Origin of the sequence: Xenorhabdus lircayensis (assembly GCF_016306625.1) — a bacterium.
Classification (GTDB): domain Bacteria; phylum Pseudomonadota; class Gammaproteobacteria; order Enterobacterales; family Enterobacteriaceae; genus Xenorhabdus; species Xenorhabdus lircayensis.
On sequence record NZ_JACOII010000024.1, the window covers coordinates 17,174 to 34,349 of the forward strand.

Genomic DNA, 17,176 nt, shown 5'->3' on the forward strand with positions numbered 1-17,176 from the left:
GATAAATAATGACATTTTTAGGAATGGTCAGCCATAAAAAATATAGAGAATGGAGAAATCCCACTCAATTCCTACCCTGTTTTCATTTTCATGAAATCCATGAATCCAAACCTATAAACGCACCTGCAAGAGAAATGATTCAAGCAGTTAAGAATTTTGAAATGTCTGATGATTTGTTTATTAATACGTTATCAAGAATTAGGAATCTTCCTGTTAATTTACTGCAAAATATATCAAATAGTAATAAAACTCAAAATCACAATTTTGGTTTAAAAACCTTCACTATACTCGATGAAAATGATCATGAAATATCTATGGGGTTAACAGGCAGATTTTGGCAAGCAGATTTAGGCATCATACACCAACCTAATTTTGAATCATTTATTCGCTTTAATGATAATAAGTCAGCTAAATTGGTATTACGTTTTTGGGTCAAAGAAAATCCGAATGGTCATCGTTCATTAGTTACAGAGACATTTACTTTTTGTCCAGACAAAAAAATCCAAAAAATATTTACTTTATATTGGCTAATAATAAGACCTGCCAGTGGATTTATCCGTAAAAGAATGCTATCGACAATAATCAATAAGTTAAAAAATAAAGCTTTATCCTAATAAACTAGAACAATCATATCACCTAGCAATTTTGCAATAATACTAACGAAGAACTACGTGCCTGAGATACGATCACGCTTTATCAAAAAAACGCAATCTTGTATCCTCTCAGGCATGATTAATTTAGAAATCTGAGATTAACTTAATAAAAACGCTTTCAAAAATGGCATCAACATCTCTGGCTTTTCTTCATGAGGAGAATGTCCCGTAAAAGGCATATTTAGCAGACAAGAATGAGTAACTTGATTGGCTAACTCCGTTGAATTAATGCGCGAGACCAAACTATCACTATCCCCCCGGACTACCAGCAACTTGCACGTTATTTTGCGAATAGTTTGATTGGGATAACCACTCTCACCATCATCGATCCACATGGGAACCATGCTGCTGATCAGTTTGTTGAAATCTGCTTTTGAATTCAACCTATGGTAACTTTCGTAGCTGTCAGGCAACATTGCTCGCCAACCTTCAGCCGTAACGAGTTTATATATCTCTTTTGCTGGATCATCTTCTTTTAACGTCCAATGTGCGCCTATCGCCACTATTTTATCGATTGGGATGATCCCCGCCGCAGCCAATCGCAACGCAACAATACCTCCGTCACTATGACCAATAATGCTGCATGTTGTTAACTTTAGATGCCTGACTATCGCCTCTACATCTTGTTGGAGGCGTTTATACGTCAGATTTTCTTGCCCCAAAGTCGATTTACCCTGTCCTCTGCTATCTATGCCAATAAGCCGGTAAGTGTTTCCAAGATCGCCGACTATCCGGTTAAACGTCTCAATGTCACTTAAACCACCATGCAGAAAAATCAGTGGATAGCCATTTGCGTTGCCTTGGATCTCATAATAGATATGAGCACTGTCAATTTCTAAATAACTGCCATTTTGATGATTAAAACTAAACATAAAACATTATCTCCTTCATTTTCCTTAATCCAAAGGACATACTCGAATAATATGACCATCAGGATCTTTCACGAGAAAAGTGCGACCAAAAATTGCAGTGTAAGGTTCCTGCTGAATCTCAATGTTTGGGTTCTTTTGCCATTTTTCAAAGAGTTGATCAACATCTTCGCTGGACGGCAACATAATGCCGATTTCCGAAAATCGCGGTGCGGCACTATTTGGCTTTGTTCCTCCACTCCAAATAGCAAAAATTACCTCTTTACCTGCAGAAAATGCCACATAACGTGGACTAGAAAAGATCGGCTCAGCATTGAAAATGGTTTTATAGAAGGTTGTAGAACGCTCGATATCAGAGACATAAACCAGTTGAAGATTAGGTTTAACAAGAACGGGGCCTACTATCTCCGCTTTTTCAACCACAGTCTTCAGCCTTGATACCGTTTCAACCAGATCTTGCGTCACTTTCTTAAAGAAACTTTCAGCTTGGGCGTTGGGAATGTTAGTTTCGGGCTCAAAGGAAACTGTCACCTGAATGCAATTTGCCATGTTGTTTTCGTCGGTCAGAATCTGGTGACAAAAAGTTAGCATTCCCATCTGTGGCAAATTAACCTGATCGGTGAACTCTTTATTCTCTTTAATATTCGCAAGATAGAAGAGAATTTCCGGCATGCCACTTAATACCATTTTGCCGTATTGCCCCGTTTTGACTTCACCTTCGAATTTAAAATACTCAAGGTCAACCTCCCATTTTTTCCGCAAATCAAAATCGACATAATGGGCCCAAATTTGAGATGGCCTTGCGTTTACTGATGTAGAAAAAGTTAGGGTTAACATGAAAAAACTCCAACAATTAAATGACTGATTCCAGATATTAAGAACCCGCAGGGTAGCAATCTGGTGTGACAATTTTTGTCAGTAGTCTTTTCATCATTTTAAATATCTAGCATAAGTGGCCATAATTTACGACAAGGCATGAGTCGGAAAGGGAATTGCGGGGATAATGCTTGTGTCGAAAGCTTCTTCCATACACTGAAGATGGAAGCATTGGATGAGACAATGTTAACTCGTGAGCAGATGCGTCAAGTTATCTTTGAATACATAGAGGTTGATTATAATCGCACAAGAAGGCACCGTGCACTTGGCTATCTCAGTCCAATCAACTACGAACTACAAAATGTCGCTTAACGCCGTGTCCAGTATTGGTGGTGCAGATCAGTTCGCCCCTGTGAGTTTGAGTTAATGGGAGATTCGATATTGGAATTCCGATATCGAATGAATTTCAAATAGTTAGGATTATGGCGGCAAAATTTGGCGGAGAACCTCAGATTCGAACTGAGACACCGATTTCTCGTCTACTCGTTATTTTCAAGACAGCTCCCTTACCGTTAAGGGTTAGTTCCCCAAATACGAAAAGGCCACGCCGGAGCGCAGCCTTGAATTCAGGATGTGGATGTGGATTTGAATATTTTATTGATCACGCCAATTGCAGTAGAAACGTTTAATTTCACCTGTTTTTTTCAATACGATACTTAATTTCCGTGCATCAGCACCACTATATGTAACCATCGCTCCAAGATCTTCCGAAGCCCAATCTTCACCACGACCAAGATCATAAACCACATCATCAACCGTTATATAAAGTGATTTTTTCATAAATAAATTAAATGTTTTATCTGCATTTTTTTTATCATTACGAGTGCCCACACCCCAATAAAAAAGTAAATAATCAGGAGATCGCTTAAACTCACTCCAATAAAAGTAATTGGTTTTAACAAGAGCTGAATTATTTTGAATTACAGCTAAGCAACCAAAAGCCCGGCTATTTTCCAAACCAGCCCATTCTTCTCCAAGATATCCCCATCGAGTTTCAATATTTTCTTCATTCAATCCTAGCGTCACACCATCATCTGGCGCAGTCCCTAGGACAACATCAATAACTAACACAATATCTTCTAAATCAATTTTTGGATTATTAATTTCAGACATAAATCCCTCACTTATTATTAGCTAAAGTTCAAGGTAATTTCATCCTACTGATAAATTTCCAATTGATTTTATTTAGGGAAGATTTTTATCTCAATCAAATACCCTTGTATAGCAAGGCTTATAATTTGAAAGATGATGAGTGATTTATGGGCTATAAACTCAAAGTTTTCTGATAGAAAAATATCCTATGTTCAATAAAGGATATCCGAACTTGTAATGATTACTTACAGGTTGAGTTGTCCGGTTTAACCGAGTGACTGAAATCGTTATCCGTTATGAAAAAAGGGATCTTTTTTTTCGCCAACGGCTAGATTAACATATTGATTTATTTAAAATATAGGTGCATTCCGCATACCGTAGTGATTATTGAGATATAGAGCAAAAACCAGCACAATTAATGCACTGGTTTAAGATAAAGTTCATAAATAATTCCTAATTAACCTTATATATAGTGCTAATATGTTATTGCTGTTAAATAACTATTTTGTCCACTATCATTTCCTACTCTAACTGTTACAGTTTTTCCTTGAATGAAAGCATCATAAGCAATCTGAGTGCGCATTTTATTTGTGTAAGTCACTCCAATACAGCCCTCAATACTCCTGTCTAAATTCACAAATACATAAGCTGGATTATCATTCCACTCATTTCTATGGATTATTTTTTCAAATTTTCCTACATACTCTCCATGAGGCATAACCTGTTTGCAGTTAAATGAAGATATAGATGCACTCTCGATCTTAACGTCATTTTTCTCCGCAGCCATCCCTGTTCCAGCAATCAGAGATAAAAATAACCCCGCAAACATACTCACTTTTTTATTTATCATAACCATCCCCCTTATTTATATTAATTAACCTTGCCAAACATAGCTTAGATGTTACCTGAACAATATCTGAATGTGTCATATTAAAATAAGGACAACACTGATAACTTAACTCAGATAAAGGAAGTCAATTAATAATAATCAGGGAAGTGATCATTATGATAATAAAACTTACTTTCTCTTAAAAAACAATGGATAGAGCCATTCCCATAACGACAAACTCCCTTTGTTAATTAATCTTAACGAAGCTTCAGTTTACTTATGGCTAACGCGGTATATTTTCCGTTTCTCGCCATTCTTTAAGCAATGACTGCCTTGAGCGAGGATAACACTGTTTTTCTATCTTCAAATGAATAATTCTATCCGATCTGAAATGGCGAAGTGTTTCTCGTAATTCACACCAGCCAATGACGATACTGATATTTTCAAAATATCCCAATGCGAATGGCCATACTGTTCTTTCTGATTGATTACCTTTCAGATCCAGATAAGTGAAGGTGATTTTATGTCTGTTGCTGATCGCTTGCCGTATCTGATGGATATCAACAGAAGGATGAACCGTCGTAGATGCGGGCCCAACTAATAATGAGCTGGTTTCCAAACATTGTTTTAGTTCTGCTGGGATCACCGCCGCAATTTTATTTATTGCACTGTTTGCGGATATTTTTAACTGCGGATCGGCACGTTTAGCTACCCAGCTAGCGCCTAATGCCAAGGCTTCTATTTCATTTTGCGTTAACATGAGTGGCGGTAAAACAAACCCCGGCCGTAAAACATAGCCGATTCCGGCTTCGCCTTCGATGATTGCGCCTTGAGCCTGTAAGGCCGCAATATCTCTATAAAGTGTCCTTAAACTGATATTCAATTTTTGGGCTAATACTTTCCCCTGTACAGGAAAACGATAGCTGCGCAGAATTTCCATAAGAGATAACAAACGTTGTGCCCTAGACAATTCATCACATCCTTAACATTAATCGGCTCATTCACCAAAATCAGCATCACTCATCATTATCTATCCGCAACAAATTGCAGAGCGACAGTAAGGCCGTTACTTGAAAGGCAAAGAACATAATCATATGCAAGTAGTCAATAATATGTTAATTAAAAACAGTAATTTTTTGATCATCCGTACAAGATCCCTTTTATTTTATTGACCTATAAAGGATTAAAGGCAAGATGACTATCTATGACCTAAAACCCCGTTTCCAAAACCTATTACGCCCTATCGTAATCTCACTGTACAAACATGGGATCACGGCCAACCAAGTCACATTAGGCGCAATGTTCTTATCAATCGCCGTTGGTTTGCTACTGAGCCTATTTCCTTTTCCCGGGCTCTATTGGCTGCTGCCTATTTTTCTCTTTATCCGTATGGCACTCAATGCAATTGATGGAATGTTAGCACGAGAACATCATCAAAAATCCCATTTAGGTGCCATTTATAATGAACTTGGGGATGTTATTTCTGATGTCGCACTCTATCTCCCCTTCTGTTTTCTACCTAATGTCAGCAGTACGAGTCTGCTGGTGATCTTATTCCTCACCATCCTGACAGAATTTATTGGCGTTCTGGCGCAAACTATTGGCGCATCACGGCGCTATGATGGCCCAATGGGAAAAAGTGACCGCGCTTTTGTCTTTGGTGCTTATGGATTGATTATTGCGATTTTCCCTTCTGCCTTGAGCTGGAGCCACTATTTATTTCCTTTCATGATCATTTTACTCTTGATGACTTGCTATCAGCGTGTTGTCAAAGCATTGCGTGAAATCAGGCTGGCTGAACAGTCACAATCCAAATAAGGCGCTAACATGACACAATCATCTAATCAACGTATTACTGAAGAACATTATTTCACCACATCAGATCAGGCTTCCCTGTTTTACCGTTATTGGCCACAAGAACAGGCTAAAACTGAGAAAGCTATTATCATTTTTCACCGTGGTCATGAGCACTCAGGACGAGTCCAGCATGTCGTTGATGAACTCGCGCTACCTGATGTGCCGATGTTCGCATGGGATGCCCGTGGACACGGAAAAACAGAGGGTACACGTGGTTATAGCCCATCAATGGGAACATCAATTCGTGATGTTGATGAATTTGTGAAGTTTATTGCTTCTAAGTACGATATCGCAATGGAAAATATTGTGGTAATTGGCCAGAGTGTTGGTGCAGTGTTAGTTTCTGCTTGGGTACATGATTATGCGCCAAAAATCCGAGCCATGATCCTCGCTGCACCTGCGTTTGATATCAAATTGTATGTCCCCTTCGCAGTACAAGGGCTGCAATTAATGCAAAAAGCACGGGGCATTTTTTTCGTCAATTCCTATGTAAAAGCGAAATTTCTGACTCACGATGAAGCCCGCATTGTATCTTATAATAGCGATCCACTCATCACCCGTGAAATCGCCGTTAATATTCTGCTGGAACTTTATCAAACCGCAGAACGCGTAGTGAAAGATGCCAGAGCCATTACTTTACCGACCCAGATATTTATTTCTGGCAACGATTATGTGGTGAACCATAAACCACAACATCAATTTTACCAGCAATTGAATACCCCGCTTAAAGAGAAGCATGTCATGGAGGGGTTCTACCACGATACGCTGGGAGAAAAAAATCGCCATCTGGCTTTCGAAAAAATACGTGCTTTTATTAAGCGTATTTTCGCTATTCCGCGTTATCAACATGATTACAACAGCGAAGATATTTGGAGCCATACAGCCGACGAGTTTCGAGCGTTAAGCCTTCCATTACCACACCTGTGCCCAAAAAATCTCAGTTATAAACTGATGCGCAAGGCCATAAATACACGCTGGGGCAGAGCTTCCGAAGGCATTCGCATCGGTCTTGAGACAGGTTTTGATTCCGGCTCCACACTGGACTATATCTACCGCAATCAACCGCAAGGCCAGGGAATCTGGGGACGGACAGTGGATCAGCAGTATCTCAGGGGCAACATTGGCTGGCGCGGTATACGACAACGTAAGATCAACATGGAGACATTAATCCGTCAGGCCATTTGCCATCTGCAACAACAAAATCAGCCAGTTCATATTGTTGATATTGCCGCCGGACATGGGCGCTATATTCTTGATGCTATTAACGATTTCAGCAAAGTTGATTCCGTTTTGTTAAGGGATTACAGCGAACTCAATGTCAAACAAGGGCAAGAGTATATTGAGGAACGTAATCTCACCGATAAAATCCGCTTTGTTATCGGTGATGCTTTTAATGCTGAAAGCATTGCATCCATTACACCAACGCCAACATTGGGCATTGTCTCTGGCCTTTATGAATTGTTCCCCGACAATACGCTGATCAGGAATTCCCTGAGTGGTCTTGCCGACACCATCACAGAAAATGGCTATCTAATCTATACCGGGCAGCCTTGGCATCCACAGCTTGAAATGATCGCTCGTGTTCTTTCCAGCCACCGTGAAAATCAGCCGTGGATTATGCGGCGACGCACTCAGGGTGAAATGGATGCATTGGTGGAAGCTGCTGGTTTTGAAAAACAGTATCAATTAACTGATAACTGGGGCATTTTCACTGTATCGATCGCCAAGCGAGTTCACCGCTGAGAACAAATAGATGAAACACTCAATGCAACTTCCCCATGATAGTCGACAGGGTTTGTGGCTGACAGCCGTTGTTTGGCTGTTATTTCTGGCGCCATTTTTCTTTCTCACCTATGGGCAAATTAATCAGTTCACTGCACAAAGAGACGATGTGGAAGTTGTGGTGTTCAGTTGGGAACATAACGTCCCTTTCTGGTCATGGACGATTATTCCTTATTGGAGTATCGATCTATTTTACGGAATATCCCTGTTTATCTGTACCAACCGCCGTGAACAGTGGTTTCACGGCTGGCGATTAGTGACAGCGTCACTGGTTGCCTGTGCCGGATTCCTGCTATTCCCACTGAAATTTTCATTTTCCCGCCCGACGACCGAAGGAATATTCGGGTGGTTATTCAATCAACTGGAACTGTTTGACCTGCCCTATAATCAAGCACCGTCCTTGCATATTATTCTGCTATGGTTACTTTGGCTGCGTTATTCAGCCCACCTGCACGGTTATTGGCGTGGATTATTGCATGTCTGGTCTGCCCTGATTGCATTATCGGTTTTCACGACTTGGCAGCACCATTTTATTGATGTGATCACTGGCTTTGCTGTAGGCGTGGTGATTAGTTACCTGCTACCGATTTCATACCGCTGGCAGTGGCAACCGAGTCAAGATCGCCATGCCCGAAAGCTATTCGGCTATTATGCAGCGGGTAGCTTACTGTTCGCACTGATGGCATATGGGTTAGGCAGTATTTTCTGGATACTGTTGTGGCCTGCTGTTTCATTATTGATGGTTGCTCTCGGCTATGCCGGATTGGGCAGTTCAGTGTTTCAAAAACAATCAGGCGGCCGCATGTCACCGTCTGCACGCTGGCTACTGGCACCCTATCAACTGGGGGCTTGGCTCTCTTACCTTTGGTTCCGGCGCAAAAACGCACCTTATAATCAAATCGTGGAAGGAATTCTTCTCGGCAGCTTGCCGCGTCAGTCGGTCATCAAGTCAACCAGCACAGTCAGTGTGTTTGATATGACAGCAGAGTGGCACAGAAAATCGGCTACCCACACAAGAAACTATATTTGCCAGCCCCAAATCGACTTATTACCTCTGACACCTGAAGCGCTACAATCCGCAGTTTTTACGCTGGATAATTTGCACCAAAACGGAGAGGTATTCATTCATTGCACACTCGGATTATCCCGTAGCGCGATGGTAGTGGCAGCATGGCTACTGAAACAGCATCCTGAATATAATATTGCCACCGTCATTAATATCCTGCGTCGAGCCAGGCCACATGTCACTTTCAGACAAACGCACCTGGATGCCCTTACGCAATGGGAAGAATATTATCGACACCGGAAACCATAATATGCAACCAGAAAACCTGACAGGCAAAGTCGTCATTGCTACATTAAAAAGCTGGCGTTTTGTTTCTGGTATATCCGCATTTGCGGCCCTTATGGCGACAGCGGTATTTATGACCACCACAAGCAATCATGCAATTTATGCCATGTCGTTATTCTCTGCCCTACTCAGCCAATACTATTGCTGGCGTACTTGGCTCGACAGCCACTATTTTCAGCTCCTCAATTTACACACCGAGAAAAATGCAGAGTTCGACCAGGCATTATTACTGATTTTCAATAAAACACCCCGTCCACGAACACAGCATGATCGCTTTCAGGGTGCAATAAAATTGCTAAAACGAGCAGTTATGAGCTTAACCTTGCAATTGGAGCTGTTTTTGCTGTTTATCTTGGTAAGGTAAACAAAAAAGTTAGAATTTGCCCGCGCTACCACAAACCAGAATTTTTTCTTCAACCACTTTTTCCATCGCCATTTTACCCTGTGTCATATAATGACGCGGGTCATTGGCTGCGGGGTATTCCATAAAATACGCTTTGATCGCATCCGCAAAGGCAATTTTCAGGTCTGTTGCCACATTCAGCTTACAAATACCGAGAGCAATTGCTCTGCGCACCATAGTTTCCGGCAGACCAGAAGCGCCATGCAGTACCAAAGGAATATCGACCGACTGGCGGATAGCCGCCAGCCGATCAAAATCGAGATGAGGTTCACCATGATAGAGACCATGTGCCGAACCAATAGCAACCGCGAGCGAATCAATACCTGTGCGCTCAACATACGTTTTCGCCGCCAGCGGGTCAGTAAAGAAAGAATCTTGGCTATCGACATTCAAATCATCTTCCTGACCACCAAGGCGCCCAAGTTCAGCTTCAACACTGGCACCATAGCGATGACATAACTGGACTACCTCTGTCACTGCCATGATATTGCCTTCAAAGGGTAAATGAGAGCCGTCAATCATCACCGAACGAATCCCCGCCTGTACTTTCTGGCGAATATCACTGAAAACTTCATGATGATCGAGGTGCAATGCGACTGGCAACTGATTGAGATAGGCTGCCTGCTGGCAAATGGAAACCATATATTCCAAACCCGCATAACTGAATGTTCCGGGCGTACCCGCCAAGATCACGGGTGAAGACATACGAGCTGCCGTTTCTACCACGACCTGTATGGTTTCCAGATTATGGACATTGAAAGCAGGAACCGCGTAGCCTTCACACTGAGCCTTTCTAAGCATTTCACGATTGGAAATCAGATACATTGCCGCTCCTCAAATCCCCTCACTCTTGTCAATAGATTGATTTTGTTGTCTCCGCTGTTCATGCCACAGGCTGGTTAACCCACGATGACCACATTCCAGCGCCATATCGCGAAACGCCACCGCAGACAATCCATTGCAACGTTCCAGCATCATTTCTGCTGCCAACTGCATGTTGATGCCAGTAATAACTTCCCATGATGGTTGAGTAAGTGCTAATTGTGCGGCCTGACGAAAGGGTAAGCCCCCCAGTAAATCAGTCAGAATGACCACACCCTCTCCACGGTTACAACATTCACATGCCTCACTCAGTAACTGGGCTAAGTATTCCGTTGACATCCCTTCCGGAAAATCAATCGCAACACACTGTTCCTGTTGGCCCACCACTTGCTCCACGGCTTGTAATAAACCACTGGCAAACCTCCCATGCCCCATGATTACTATGCCTAACATTGCAACATTTGACATGATGACCCCTTATAAAAATCCAATAAACTTTCCCGCGATCCCAGACACCACAGTGATACCAATTAATTTCACGGGTGAAATTCCCCGTTTCATCAACCCATAAACCAGCAATGTGAAGCACAATGGCAGTAAATTTGGCATCAATTTATCTAACACACCTGTTTGCAGAGCGATTTTCGCTTCACCTGCCTGTATCACCAATGGTGTCGAAAGATGAACATAAGAGGCCACTAACGCACCAATGACCGTCATTCCAACAATGGATGCTGCATGGGAAATATTTTTTGTGTGTTTCTTCAACATGGCAATGGCGTTTGTTCCCGCCTGATAACCGTAGTGAGCCAGCCCAAAACGAACAGTAAAATGCACAATATTAAACATCAGTAAGAAGATAATCGGGCCAAACAAACTGCCCTGCATCGCCAATGAAGCCCCTATTCCGGCACAAATAGGTAGCCATGTCAGCCAGAACAACGCATCACCGATCCCCCCCAGCGGCCCCATCAGAGCAACTTTCACAGCACGAATGGTGGAGATCTTTTCTTTTGCTCTTTCCATTGCCAGTACCAGTCCTGACAGGAAAGTAATATCAAATGGGTGTACGTTGATAAATTCCATGTGCATCTTCATGGAATTCCTCAGATCCTCTGGTTCTTTATGAATTTTGCGCAATCCGGGGAGTAAGGTGTATAACCATCCGCCCGACTGCATACGTTCATAGTTGAAAGAAGCCTGCAATAACAGTGAACGCCATGCCATCTTATTGATATCTCGTTTAGTCAGTTCTGGTGATGGCGTGCTATCCACATATTCATCCTGCTCTGTCTGAGGACTTGCAAGCGTGGGTTCCCGGTTTCGTTCTTCTTTTTTCGCCATGAAGCTATCGGAGGCTTTATCAGATTGATTAGATACCATCATTCATCTCCTTCGCGTGTGGATGGGTAGGATGTTCTTCAAGTCGGTCGCGGTTAAAGAAATCAATCAGGGCTATTGCCAATGCACTCAATGCAACCGCAATAATCGGCATTTTTAGGAAGGTGACAGAGACAAATCCCAAAATGAAATAAGCCACATAGGTTTTTTTCATCATGATCTTCATCAGCAGCGCGAAGCCAATCGCTGGCATCATGCCACCCGCAACGGAGAGACCATCAAGCAGCCAGCTCGGCGCTTTCTGAACGATGGCACTGGCAGCTTCCGCGCCGAAGTAGATTGGCAGAAACGATACGACAAAATATAAACAAAACAGGATCAGCAATCCCAGATAGTTAACCCGCTCTATGCCACGCCAGTTCAACACTTTTACCATGTTGTCGCATTTGTGCATCATTGGGGAATAAACGGTAAATAACAGCGTAATACAACCCTGTACTGCAATGGCAAATGGTACAGCAATGCCAATTGCAATTTTCGGATCGACATGTGCCAAAATGGCAAACGCCGTCCCCATTACGCCACCCATCACTACATTTGGCGGTTGAGCACCCGCCAAGGGCACCATGCCCATCCAAACCAACTCCAATGCTCCCCCAACCATCAGCCCCGTTGTGACATCACCTAAAATCAATCCGACCAACGGCCCAATCACCACAGGACGATGGATATGTGTCAATCCATTGAACAGGTCAATTCCGGCAATTCCCGCCAGCAATGCAATTAGCAACGCATCAATAAACATATTTCCTCCTGCTAATTCAGCAGATTGCAAACTAGCTGTCCCACTTCATCCGGCACACGGCGGATTTCACAAGTAATGCCAAGATCGGCTAATTCGCGAAATGCCTTGATGTCGTTGCCATCAACAGAGACGGTTTTATGGATCTGTTTTTTTCCTTCTACAAAATGCATGTTACCGACGTTGACAAATTTAATGGGAACGCCCCCCTTGACCAACATCAGCACGTCTTGTGGTGTCTTACAAACGATGAATATTTTCTGATGTTCAGCCGCCTTATGGATGACATCAATCGTTTTTTGCAGTGAGAAATAACGGGTTTGTACTCCGTCCGAAACTACCATATCCATTAAAGATTGCTGAACAGGATCGATTGAGGCTTCATCATTGGCAACCACGATTAAATTCGCATCCAGAGAACTAATCCAAGTCACACCAACTTGTCCATGGACTAAACGATTATCAATCCGTGTCATCAGTATATTTGGGATAGACATACTTACTCCTACTATTATCTTAAGGGCTATCTTAAATGCGTTTATCTTAAGTACGTTGAGATAGATGTATGTGGTAGTGACGATTGTAAGGATAAATCTGGACACCTTTGACAACTCGGTTTACTTCGCCTGTCGGGCACGGATTATCAGGCGTCAGGCCATGCGCCAGCGACATTTCAAACGCCAGCAGTTGTAGAAACATTAAGTAGGGAAAAGTGAGCCAGATGTCCTCTAAATCAGTATTCAATACCAGGCAATCTGCCTGGGGCAAGCCACTGAGAGCGATAATATCTCTAGCCAACCCATCGAGTTTTAGTTCATTGAGTAAATCAAGATCATACTGACGGCAATAAGGCTTCGAGGACAGCATGATGACCACCAGCGTGTTGTCCTCAATCATGACTTTCGGCCCGTGGCGTACGCCCATTGAAGAATCGTGCCGTGTCATAACCCGTCCCGCCGTCAGTTCTAACATTTTGAGGGCGGCCTCCTCAGCAATTCCGCTAAAACAATGGGAACCGAGTACCACAAATCGACCAAAGCCAGACATTGAGAGTGATTGCGCATATTGATGCCAGTTCATCTCATTCTGTTCACACAGCGTGGCCATCTGTTCGACGTATTTATCTGTTTCTGCCAAGGAAATACCACTGAGCAACAAAATCGTCGCCAGCGCCATGCAGCTGAAACTGGATGTCATGACAAAACTTTGGTCATGAGAACCTTCCGGCATGATCAGAGAACAAACATTCGATTTACTTTCTGCATATCGTGCCAAAGCCCCATCGGGGTTACAGGTCAGAAACAGATGGTGGCAGTTCGGTAACAGCTGATCGGCCAATGCCACAGAAGCTACACTTTCCGGGCTATTGCCAGAACGGGCATAAGAAACTAGTAGGGTCGGATGTTCTTCGGTGAGATGTTTCTCTGTGAGATGATGTTTCTCTGTGAGATATAGCTGCGGAGCCAATACGATATCCGTCGAAGCATACGCCTTGACGTTAAGTCCACATTGTTCATGCAGCCACAGCGCGATAACCCGCCCGACAAAAGCCGAGGAGCCTGCACCACATAATATGATCCGCAGATTGGGGTTCGCCAGTAACGGTTGCAAAAATGGTTGCCATTTTCCCGCACTGCCCAGCAATTCCTGATGCAAGCACCGCCACAGCGCAGGCTGGTGATGAATTTCTTCCGCGGTGAAGCGAGCCTGATGCTCATCCAACCATTTCTCGCTATAGGAATACACCGTTTTCATTGTATTTCGCGTCTTCTGTGCTTTTACAGTAGGGATGGCTTTCATACCGTCACCTCCACCACCTGTCTTTCACAGGCATTGGCATAGTGCAGTAACACTGTGCGAACTTTATCCATCACCCACGCTTTCGGTTCAGCGGACAGACGGCCTTGCTTCACAGCTTCCGCCTGCTCAGGTAAATACTGGCTCAACATAGAAAGAGGGACTGGATTACGGCTCAGGTTCTCAATCAATTTCTCAACAGCCTGTTCCACTCTGGGTTCCGCCCAGTAATAACGAATGCGGTCACTCAGGCTGTATTGCCGAGCGATATGTTGTTGATGTGGTGTACCTTGATAATAAGAACTCCAGCATTCTGGCTGTTCAATCATCACCTGTTCCAGCACATTCATTAAATGAACGGCGTCCTGTTCCCCATTCCATTCGCGATCCAACCTATCAAGGGCAAATAATCCTTCGCGCAAGGCAAATGTCAAAGCAGGGCCAACTTTCAAAATAGCGAAATGATCACGCACCAGCTCACTGTACGCCTGAGGAATTTGGTAATCAGTAGAATGGGCTTCATATACCAAGTAAGGCTGGGTTTCGATATAACGGCTGAGGGGTCTGGCTCGTGCAGACTGATATTTATCCACCCGATGATGATCAAATTCCACACCTGGCTGAACTACCAGCGCAATAACGCGTTCCCATGCATCCAATAATCCCGCAGATTTCCATGCCTGTTGATGAATGTCTAATGTGGTCGCCGCAGCGTGGGGAGATGTTATCTGTATACCACCCAATGTTTCTTTTGCCCCGCCCGGCACGGGAACCTCCGTTCCAATCACATAGACAGGCCGCTCACCACCAACTTGCTGCCAGCATAGTTCTGCAACCTGACATAGACGGGCGGCACGTTTCGCAACAACGGTATCATCCAATGGAATGGGATCGTCTGCGCATGACATTGAACAATCGAGGTGAATTTTACGAAAACCCGCAGCGACATAATCCTGGATCAATCGTTCTGACAGTACCATCGCTTCTTCCGCAGGCCGATTCTGCCAAACATTTGGCCCCAGATGATCACCTCCCAACCAAATAAACTGCCGAGGTAAGCCAACATGGTTAGCAATGCGCCACACCCGATCGCGGAAATCTTCCGGTCGCATACCGGTATAACCACCAAATTGATTCACTTGATTGGATGTGGCTTCGATTAGTATTGGAGTTTGTCGTTCTTTCGCCAAACACATAGCACTTTCCAATACCCAAGGATGCGCTGAACAGACAGAATAAATTCCAATGGCTTCGCCTGATTTATGGCGATGAATAAGCTGTAATAGATGCTGCATGATATCTCCAGATAATATGACTGAAGGTCGTTTTTAAATCTAGAAACTGTTAACTGGCATAATCGCGTTGTTTTCTAATGGAAAAATAAGGAAATTTGGGTCGGGAATTATTTGCCCACGATATGATTAATCCACAATAATCACATCTACTCCCTGTTCTATTAATGTGGTGCGATAGTGTTCTGGAATACGTCGATCCGTAATTAAGCGATGAATCTGGTGTGCTTCACGGATCAAACAAAAGCTTCTGCGCCCAAATTTACTGCCATCTGTCACGGCAATAATCTGTTGGGCCACATTGCACATGATACGGTTAAGATGCGCTTCACCAGCATGGGATGTAGTAATCCCCGCCTCCAAATCGAAGCCATCCACACCAAGAAAGACGGTATTAAAACGATATTGAGAAAGTTGCTGCTCCGCCGCGACACCATAAAGAGAATAAGAATTTTTACGAACAATGCCTCCCAGAACGATGACTTCGGTATCGTCAAAACCAGTGAGTTGGTAGGCGATGTTAAGTGCATTGGTCATCACAGTTAATGAGCGATATTTTGCAAGATAGGGAACAATTTCTGCTGTAGTTGATCCAGAATCAATAATCAGCGAGTCTCCATCTTGAATGAATTCTGCGGCTCTGGCACCAATACGGCTTTTGATATCTTCTTCAATCCGCCCTTTCACTCGTAATGGGCGATCAAATACAAATTTATTATTGACCCTCGCCCCACCGTAAGCGCGAATCACACACCCTTCTTTTTCGAGATAACGCAGATCGCTGCGAATAGTCACACTGGAAACACCAAAATGCTGGCTCAGTGCTTCTACTCGCACACTGCCTACGTCACATAATAGATCGATGATAGCTTGGCGTCTTTTGGCCGTCTCTGTGCTCATATCACGCAGCCCCCGAAAAAAGAGTGATTAAGCATAACAATCACCCAAAATAATTTATCAATATGATTTATTAACAACACGACTAAAATAATGACTTAAAATAATTGTCCAAAATACGACAATTAGAACAAAGCGAATCAATCCCGACTGTGATCCCTGTTAAAATTTATTTTTCCGCCAAATAAAGTCTAAAAACCTTTCAGTTTGCGCATTAACGAAATCTTTTACTTTCATTTAAGAAGTCATCATTGCTCATAATTATCTGTGATTTATGACATCAAAAATATCTTTCCCGAAAAAACCGAAAGCAAGATTAAATAATAACTATTGTTATTTATCGATATGAGATGTGATGTAAATCCCAAATCAGCAAATTGTTATCAAAAAACATTCGATTCTAAATATAGTTTACTTTTCGGATTACACTCCATTAACAAAACTAATTTAATCATTTGATTTTTATTTCACTAACGCTAATCTATTGGTTAACTTTTTGACATATAACACCTT

Annotated in this window: 18 protein-coding genes and 2 pseudogenes; 6 read left to right on the forward strand and 14 right to left on the reverse strand. The window is 42.9% G+C overall.

The features are described from left to right. The first annotated feature begins 8 nt into the window (after positions 1–8). Positions 9–614: a hypothetical protein gene (locus H8A87_RS05770; protein ID WP_198689041.1), complete on the forward strand. Its 606-nt coding sequence runs from the start codon at positions 9–11 to the stop codon at positions 612–614. A gap of 137 nt (positions 615–751) precedes the next feature. On the opposite strand, the gene H8A87_RS05775 is transcribed toward H8A87_RS05770, so the two are convergent. Continuing rightward, entirely contained in the window at positions 752–1,525 is a 774-nt protein-coding gene (locus H8A87_RS05775) for an alpha/beta fold hydrolase (protein ID WP_198689042.1), read from the reverse strand. A 24-nt stretch (positions 1,526–1,549) separates the two neighbouring features. Then, entirely contained in the window at positions 1,550–2,359 is an 810-nt protein-coding gene (locus H8A87_RS19800) for a VOC family protein (protein WP_232370103.1), read from the reverse strand. 111 nt (positions 2,360–2,470) lie between these two features. Between H8A87_RS19800 and H8A87_RS05785 the strand changes: the two are divergent. Beyond that, a pseudogene (locus H8A87_RS05785) lies at positions 2,471–2,710 on the forward strand (IS3 family transposase); the annotation flags it as partial. Between the two features lie 124 nt (positions 2,711–2,834). Here H8A87_RS05785 and H8A87_RS05790 read toward each other — a convergent pair. The 4 genes and pseudogenes from H8A87_RS05790 to H8A87_RS05805 form a co-directional block, all read right to left on the reverse strand. After that, positions 2,835–2,927, reverse strand: a pseudogene (locus tag H8A87_RS05790). Between the two features lie 65 nt (positions 2,928–2,992). Continuing rightward, positions 2,993–3,511, reverse strand: coding sequence for a DUF7823 domain-containing protein (locus H8A87_RS05795; protein WP_198689043.1), 519 nt, complete (start codon positions 3,509–3,511; stop codon positions 2,993–2,995). A gap of 454 nt (positions 3,512–3,965) precedes the next feature. After that, positions 3,966–4,340 (reverse strand): hypothetical protein, encoded by a 375-nt coding sequence (locus H8A87_RS05800; RefSeq protein ID WP_198689044.1) that lies wholly within the window; start codon positions 4,338–4,340, stop codon positions 3,966–3,968. Positions 4,341–4,602: 262 nt separating this feature from the next. Next, on the reverse strand, positions 4,603–5,289 hold the full coding sequence (locus H8A87_RS05805; RefSeq protein WP_198689045.1) for a helix-turn-helix transcriptional regulator: 687 nt from the start codon (positions 5,287–5,289) through the stop codon (positions 4,603–4,605). A gap of 224 nt (positions 5,290–5,513) precedes the next feature. On the opposite strand from H8A87_RS05805, the gene H8A87_RS05810 reads away from it, so the two are divergent. The 4 genes from H8A87_RS05810 to H8A87_RS05825 are packed head-to-tail and all read left to right on the forward strand — an operon-like array spanning position 5,514 to position 9,673. Continuing rightward, entirely contained in the window at positions 5,514–6,137 is a 624-nt protein-coding gene (locus H8A87_RS05810; protein WP_198689046.1) for a CDP-alcohol phosphatidyltransferase family protein, read from the forward strand. Between the two features lie 9 nt (positions 6,138–6,146). Continuing rightward, positions 6,147–7,919, forward strand: coding sequence for a bifunctional alpha/beta hydrolase/class I SAM-dependent methyltransferase (locus H8A87_RS05815; protein WP_198689047.1), 1,773 nt, complete (start codon positions 6,147–6,149; stop codon positions 7,917–7,919). A gap of 10 nt (positions 7,920–7,929) precedes the next feature. After that, on the forward strand, positions 7,930–9,273 hold the full coding sequence (locus H8A87_RS05820) for a phosphatase PAP2/dual specificity phosphatase family protein (protein ID WP_198689048.1): 1,344 nt from the start codon (positions 7,930–7,932) through the stop codon (positions 9,271–9,273). Position 9,274: 1 nt separating this feature from the next. After that, positions 9,275–9,673 (forward strand): hypothetical protein, encoded by a 399-nt coding sequence (locus tag H8A87_RS05825; protein ID WP_198689049.1) that lies wholly within the window; start codon positions 9,275–9,277, stop codon positions 9,671–9,673. Between the two features lie 9 nt (positions 9,674–9,682). Here H8A87_RS05825 and H8A87_RS05830 read toward each other — a convergent pair whose 3' ends face one another. The 8 genes from H8A87_RS05830 to agaR all read right to left on the reverse strand — a co-directional run bounded on the left by H8A87_RS05830 (position 9,683) and on the right by agaR (position 16,666). Continuing rightward, positions 9,683–10,537 carry a tagatose bisphosphate family class II aldolase gene (locus H8A87_RS05830; RefSeq protein ID WP_198689050.1) on the reverse strand — a complete coding sequence of 285 codons (855 nt, stop codon included), beginning with the start codon at positions 10,535–10,537 and terminating at the stop codon, positions 9,683–9,685. A gap of 9 nt (positions 10,538–10,546) precedes the next feature. Beyond that, on the reverse strand, positions 10,547–10,987 hold the full coding sequence (gene agaF / locus H8A87_RS05835; RefSeq protein ID WP_198689121.1) for a PTS galactosamine/N-acetylgalactosamine transporter subunit IIA: 441 nt from the start codon (positions 10,985–10,987) through the stop codon (positions 10,547–10,549). A gap of 24 nt (positions 10,988–11,011) precedes the next feature. After that, on the reverse strand, positions 11,012–11,878 hold the full coding sequence (locus H8A87_RS05840) for a PTS system mannose/fructose/sorbose family transporter subunit IID (protein ID WP_408646866.1): 867 nt from the start codon (positions 11,876–11,878) through the stop codon (positions 11,012–11,014). Positions 11,879–11,906: 28 nt separating this feature from the next. Continuing rightward, positions 11,907–12,680 (reverse strand): PTS N-acetylgalactosamine transporter subunit IIC, encoded by a 774-nt coding sequence (gene agaW / locus H8A87_RS05845; RefSeq protein WP_198689051.1) that lies wholly within the window; start codon positions 12,678–12,680, stop codon positions 11,907–11,909. A gap of 11 nt (positions 12,681–12,691) precedes the next feature. After that, positions 12,692–13,174, reverse strand: coding sequence for a PTS N-acetylgalactosamine transporter subunit IIB (agaV, locus tag H8A87_RS05850; protein WP_198689052.1), 483 nt, complete (start codon positions 13,172–13,174; stop codon positions 12,692–12,694). A gap of 46 nt (positions 13,175–13,220) precedes the next feature. Continuing rightward, complete coding sequence (locus H8A87_RS05855; RefSeq protein ID WP_198689123.1) at positions 13,221–14,432, reverse strand: SIS domain-containing protein; 1,212 nt, start codon at positions 14,430–14,432, stop codon at positions 13,221–13,223. Positions 14,433–14,473: 41 nt separating this feature from the next. After that, entirely contained in the window at positions 14,474–15,769 is a 1,296-nt protein-coding gene (locus H8A87_RS05860) for a D-tagatose-bisphosphate aldolase, class II, non-catalytic subunit (protein ID WP_198689053.1), read from the reverse strand. Positions 15,770–15,895: 126 nt separating this feature from the next. Beyond that, positions 15,896–16,666, reverse strand: a complete 771-nt coding sequence (gene agaR / locus H8A87_RS05865; RefSeq protein ID WP_198689054.1) for a transcriptional repressor AgaR — start codon at positions 16,664–16,666, stop codon at positions 15,896–15,898. Positions 16,667–17,176: the final 510 nt, after the last annotated feature.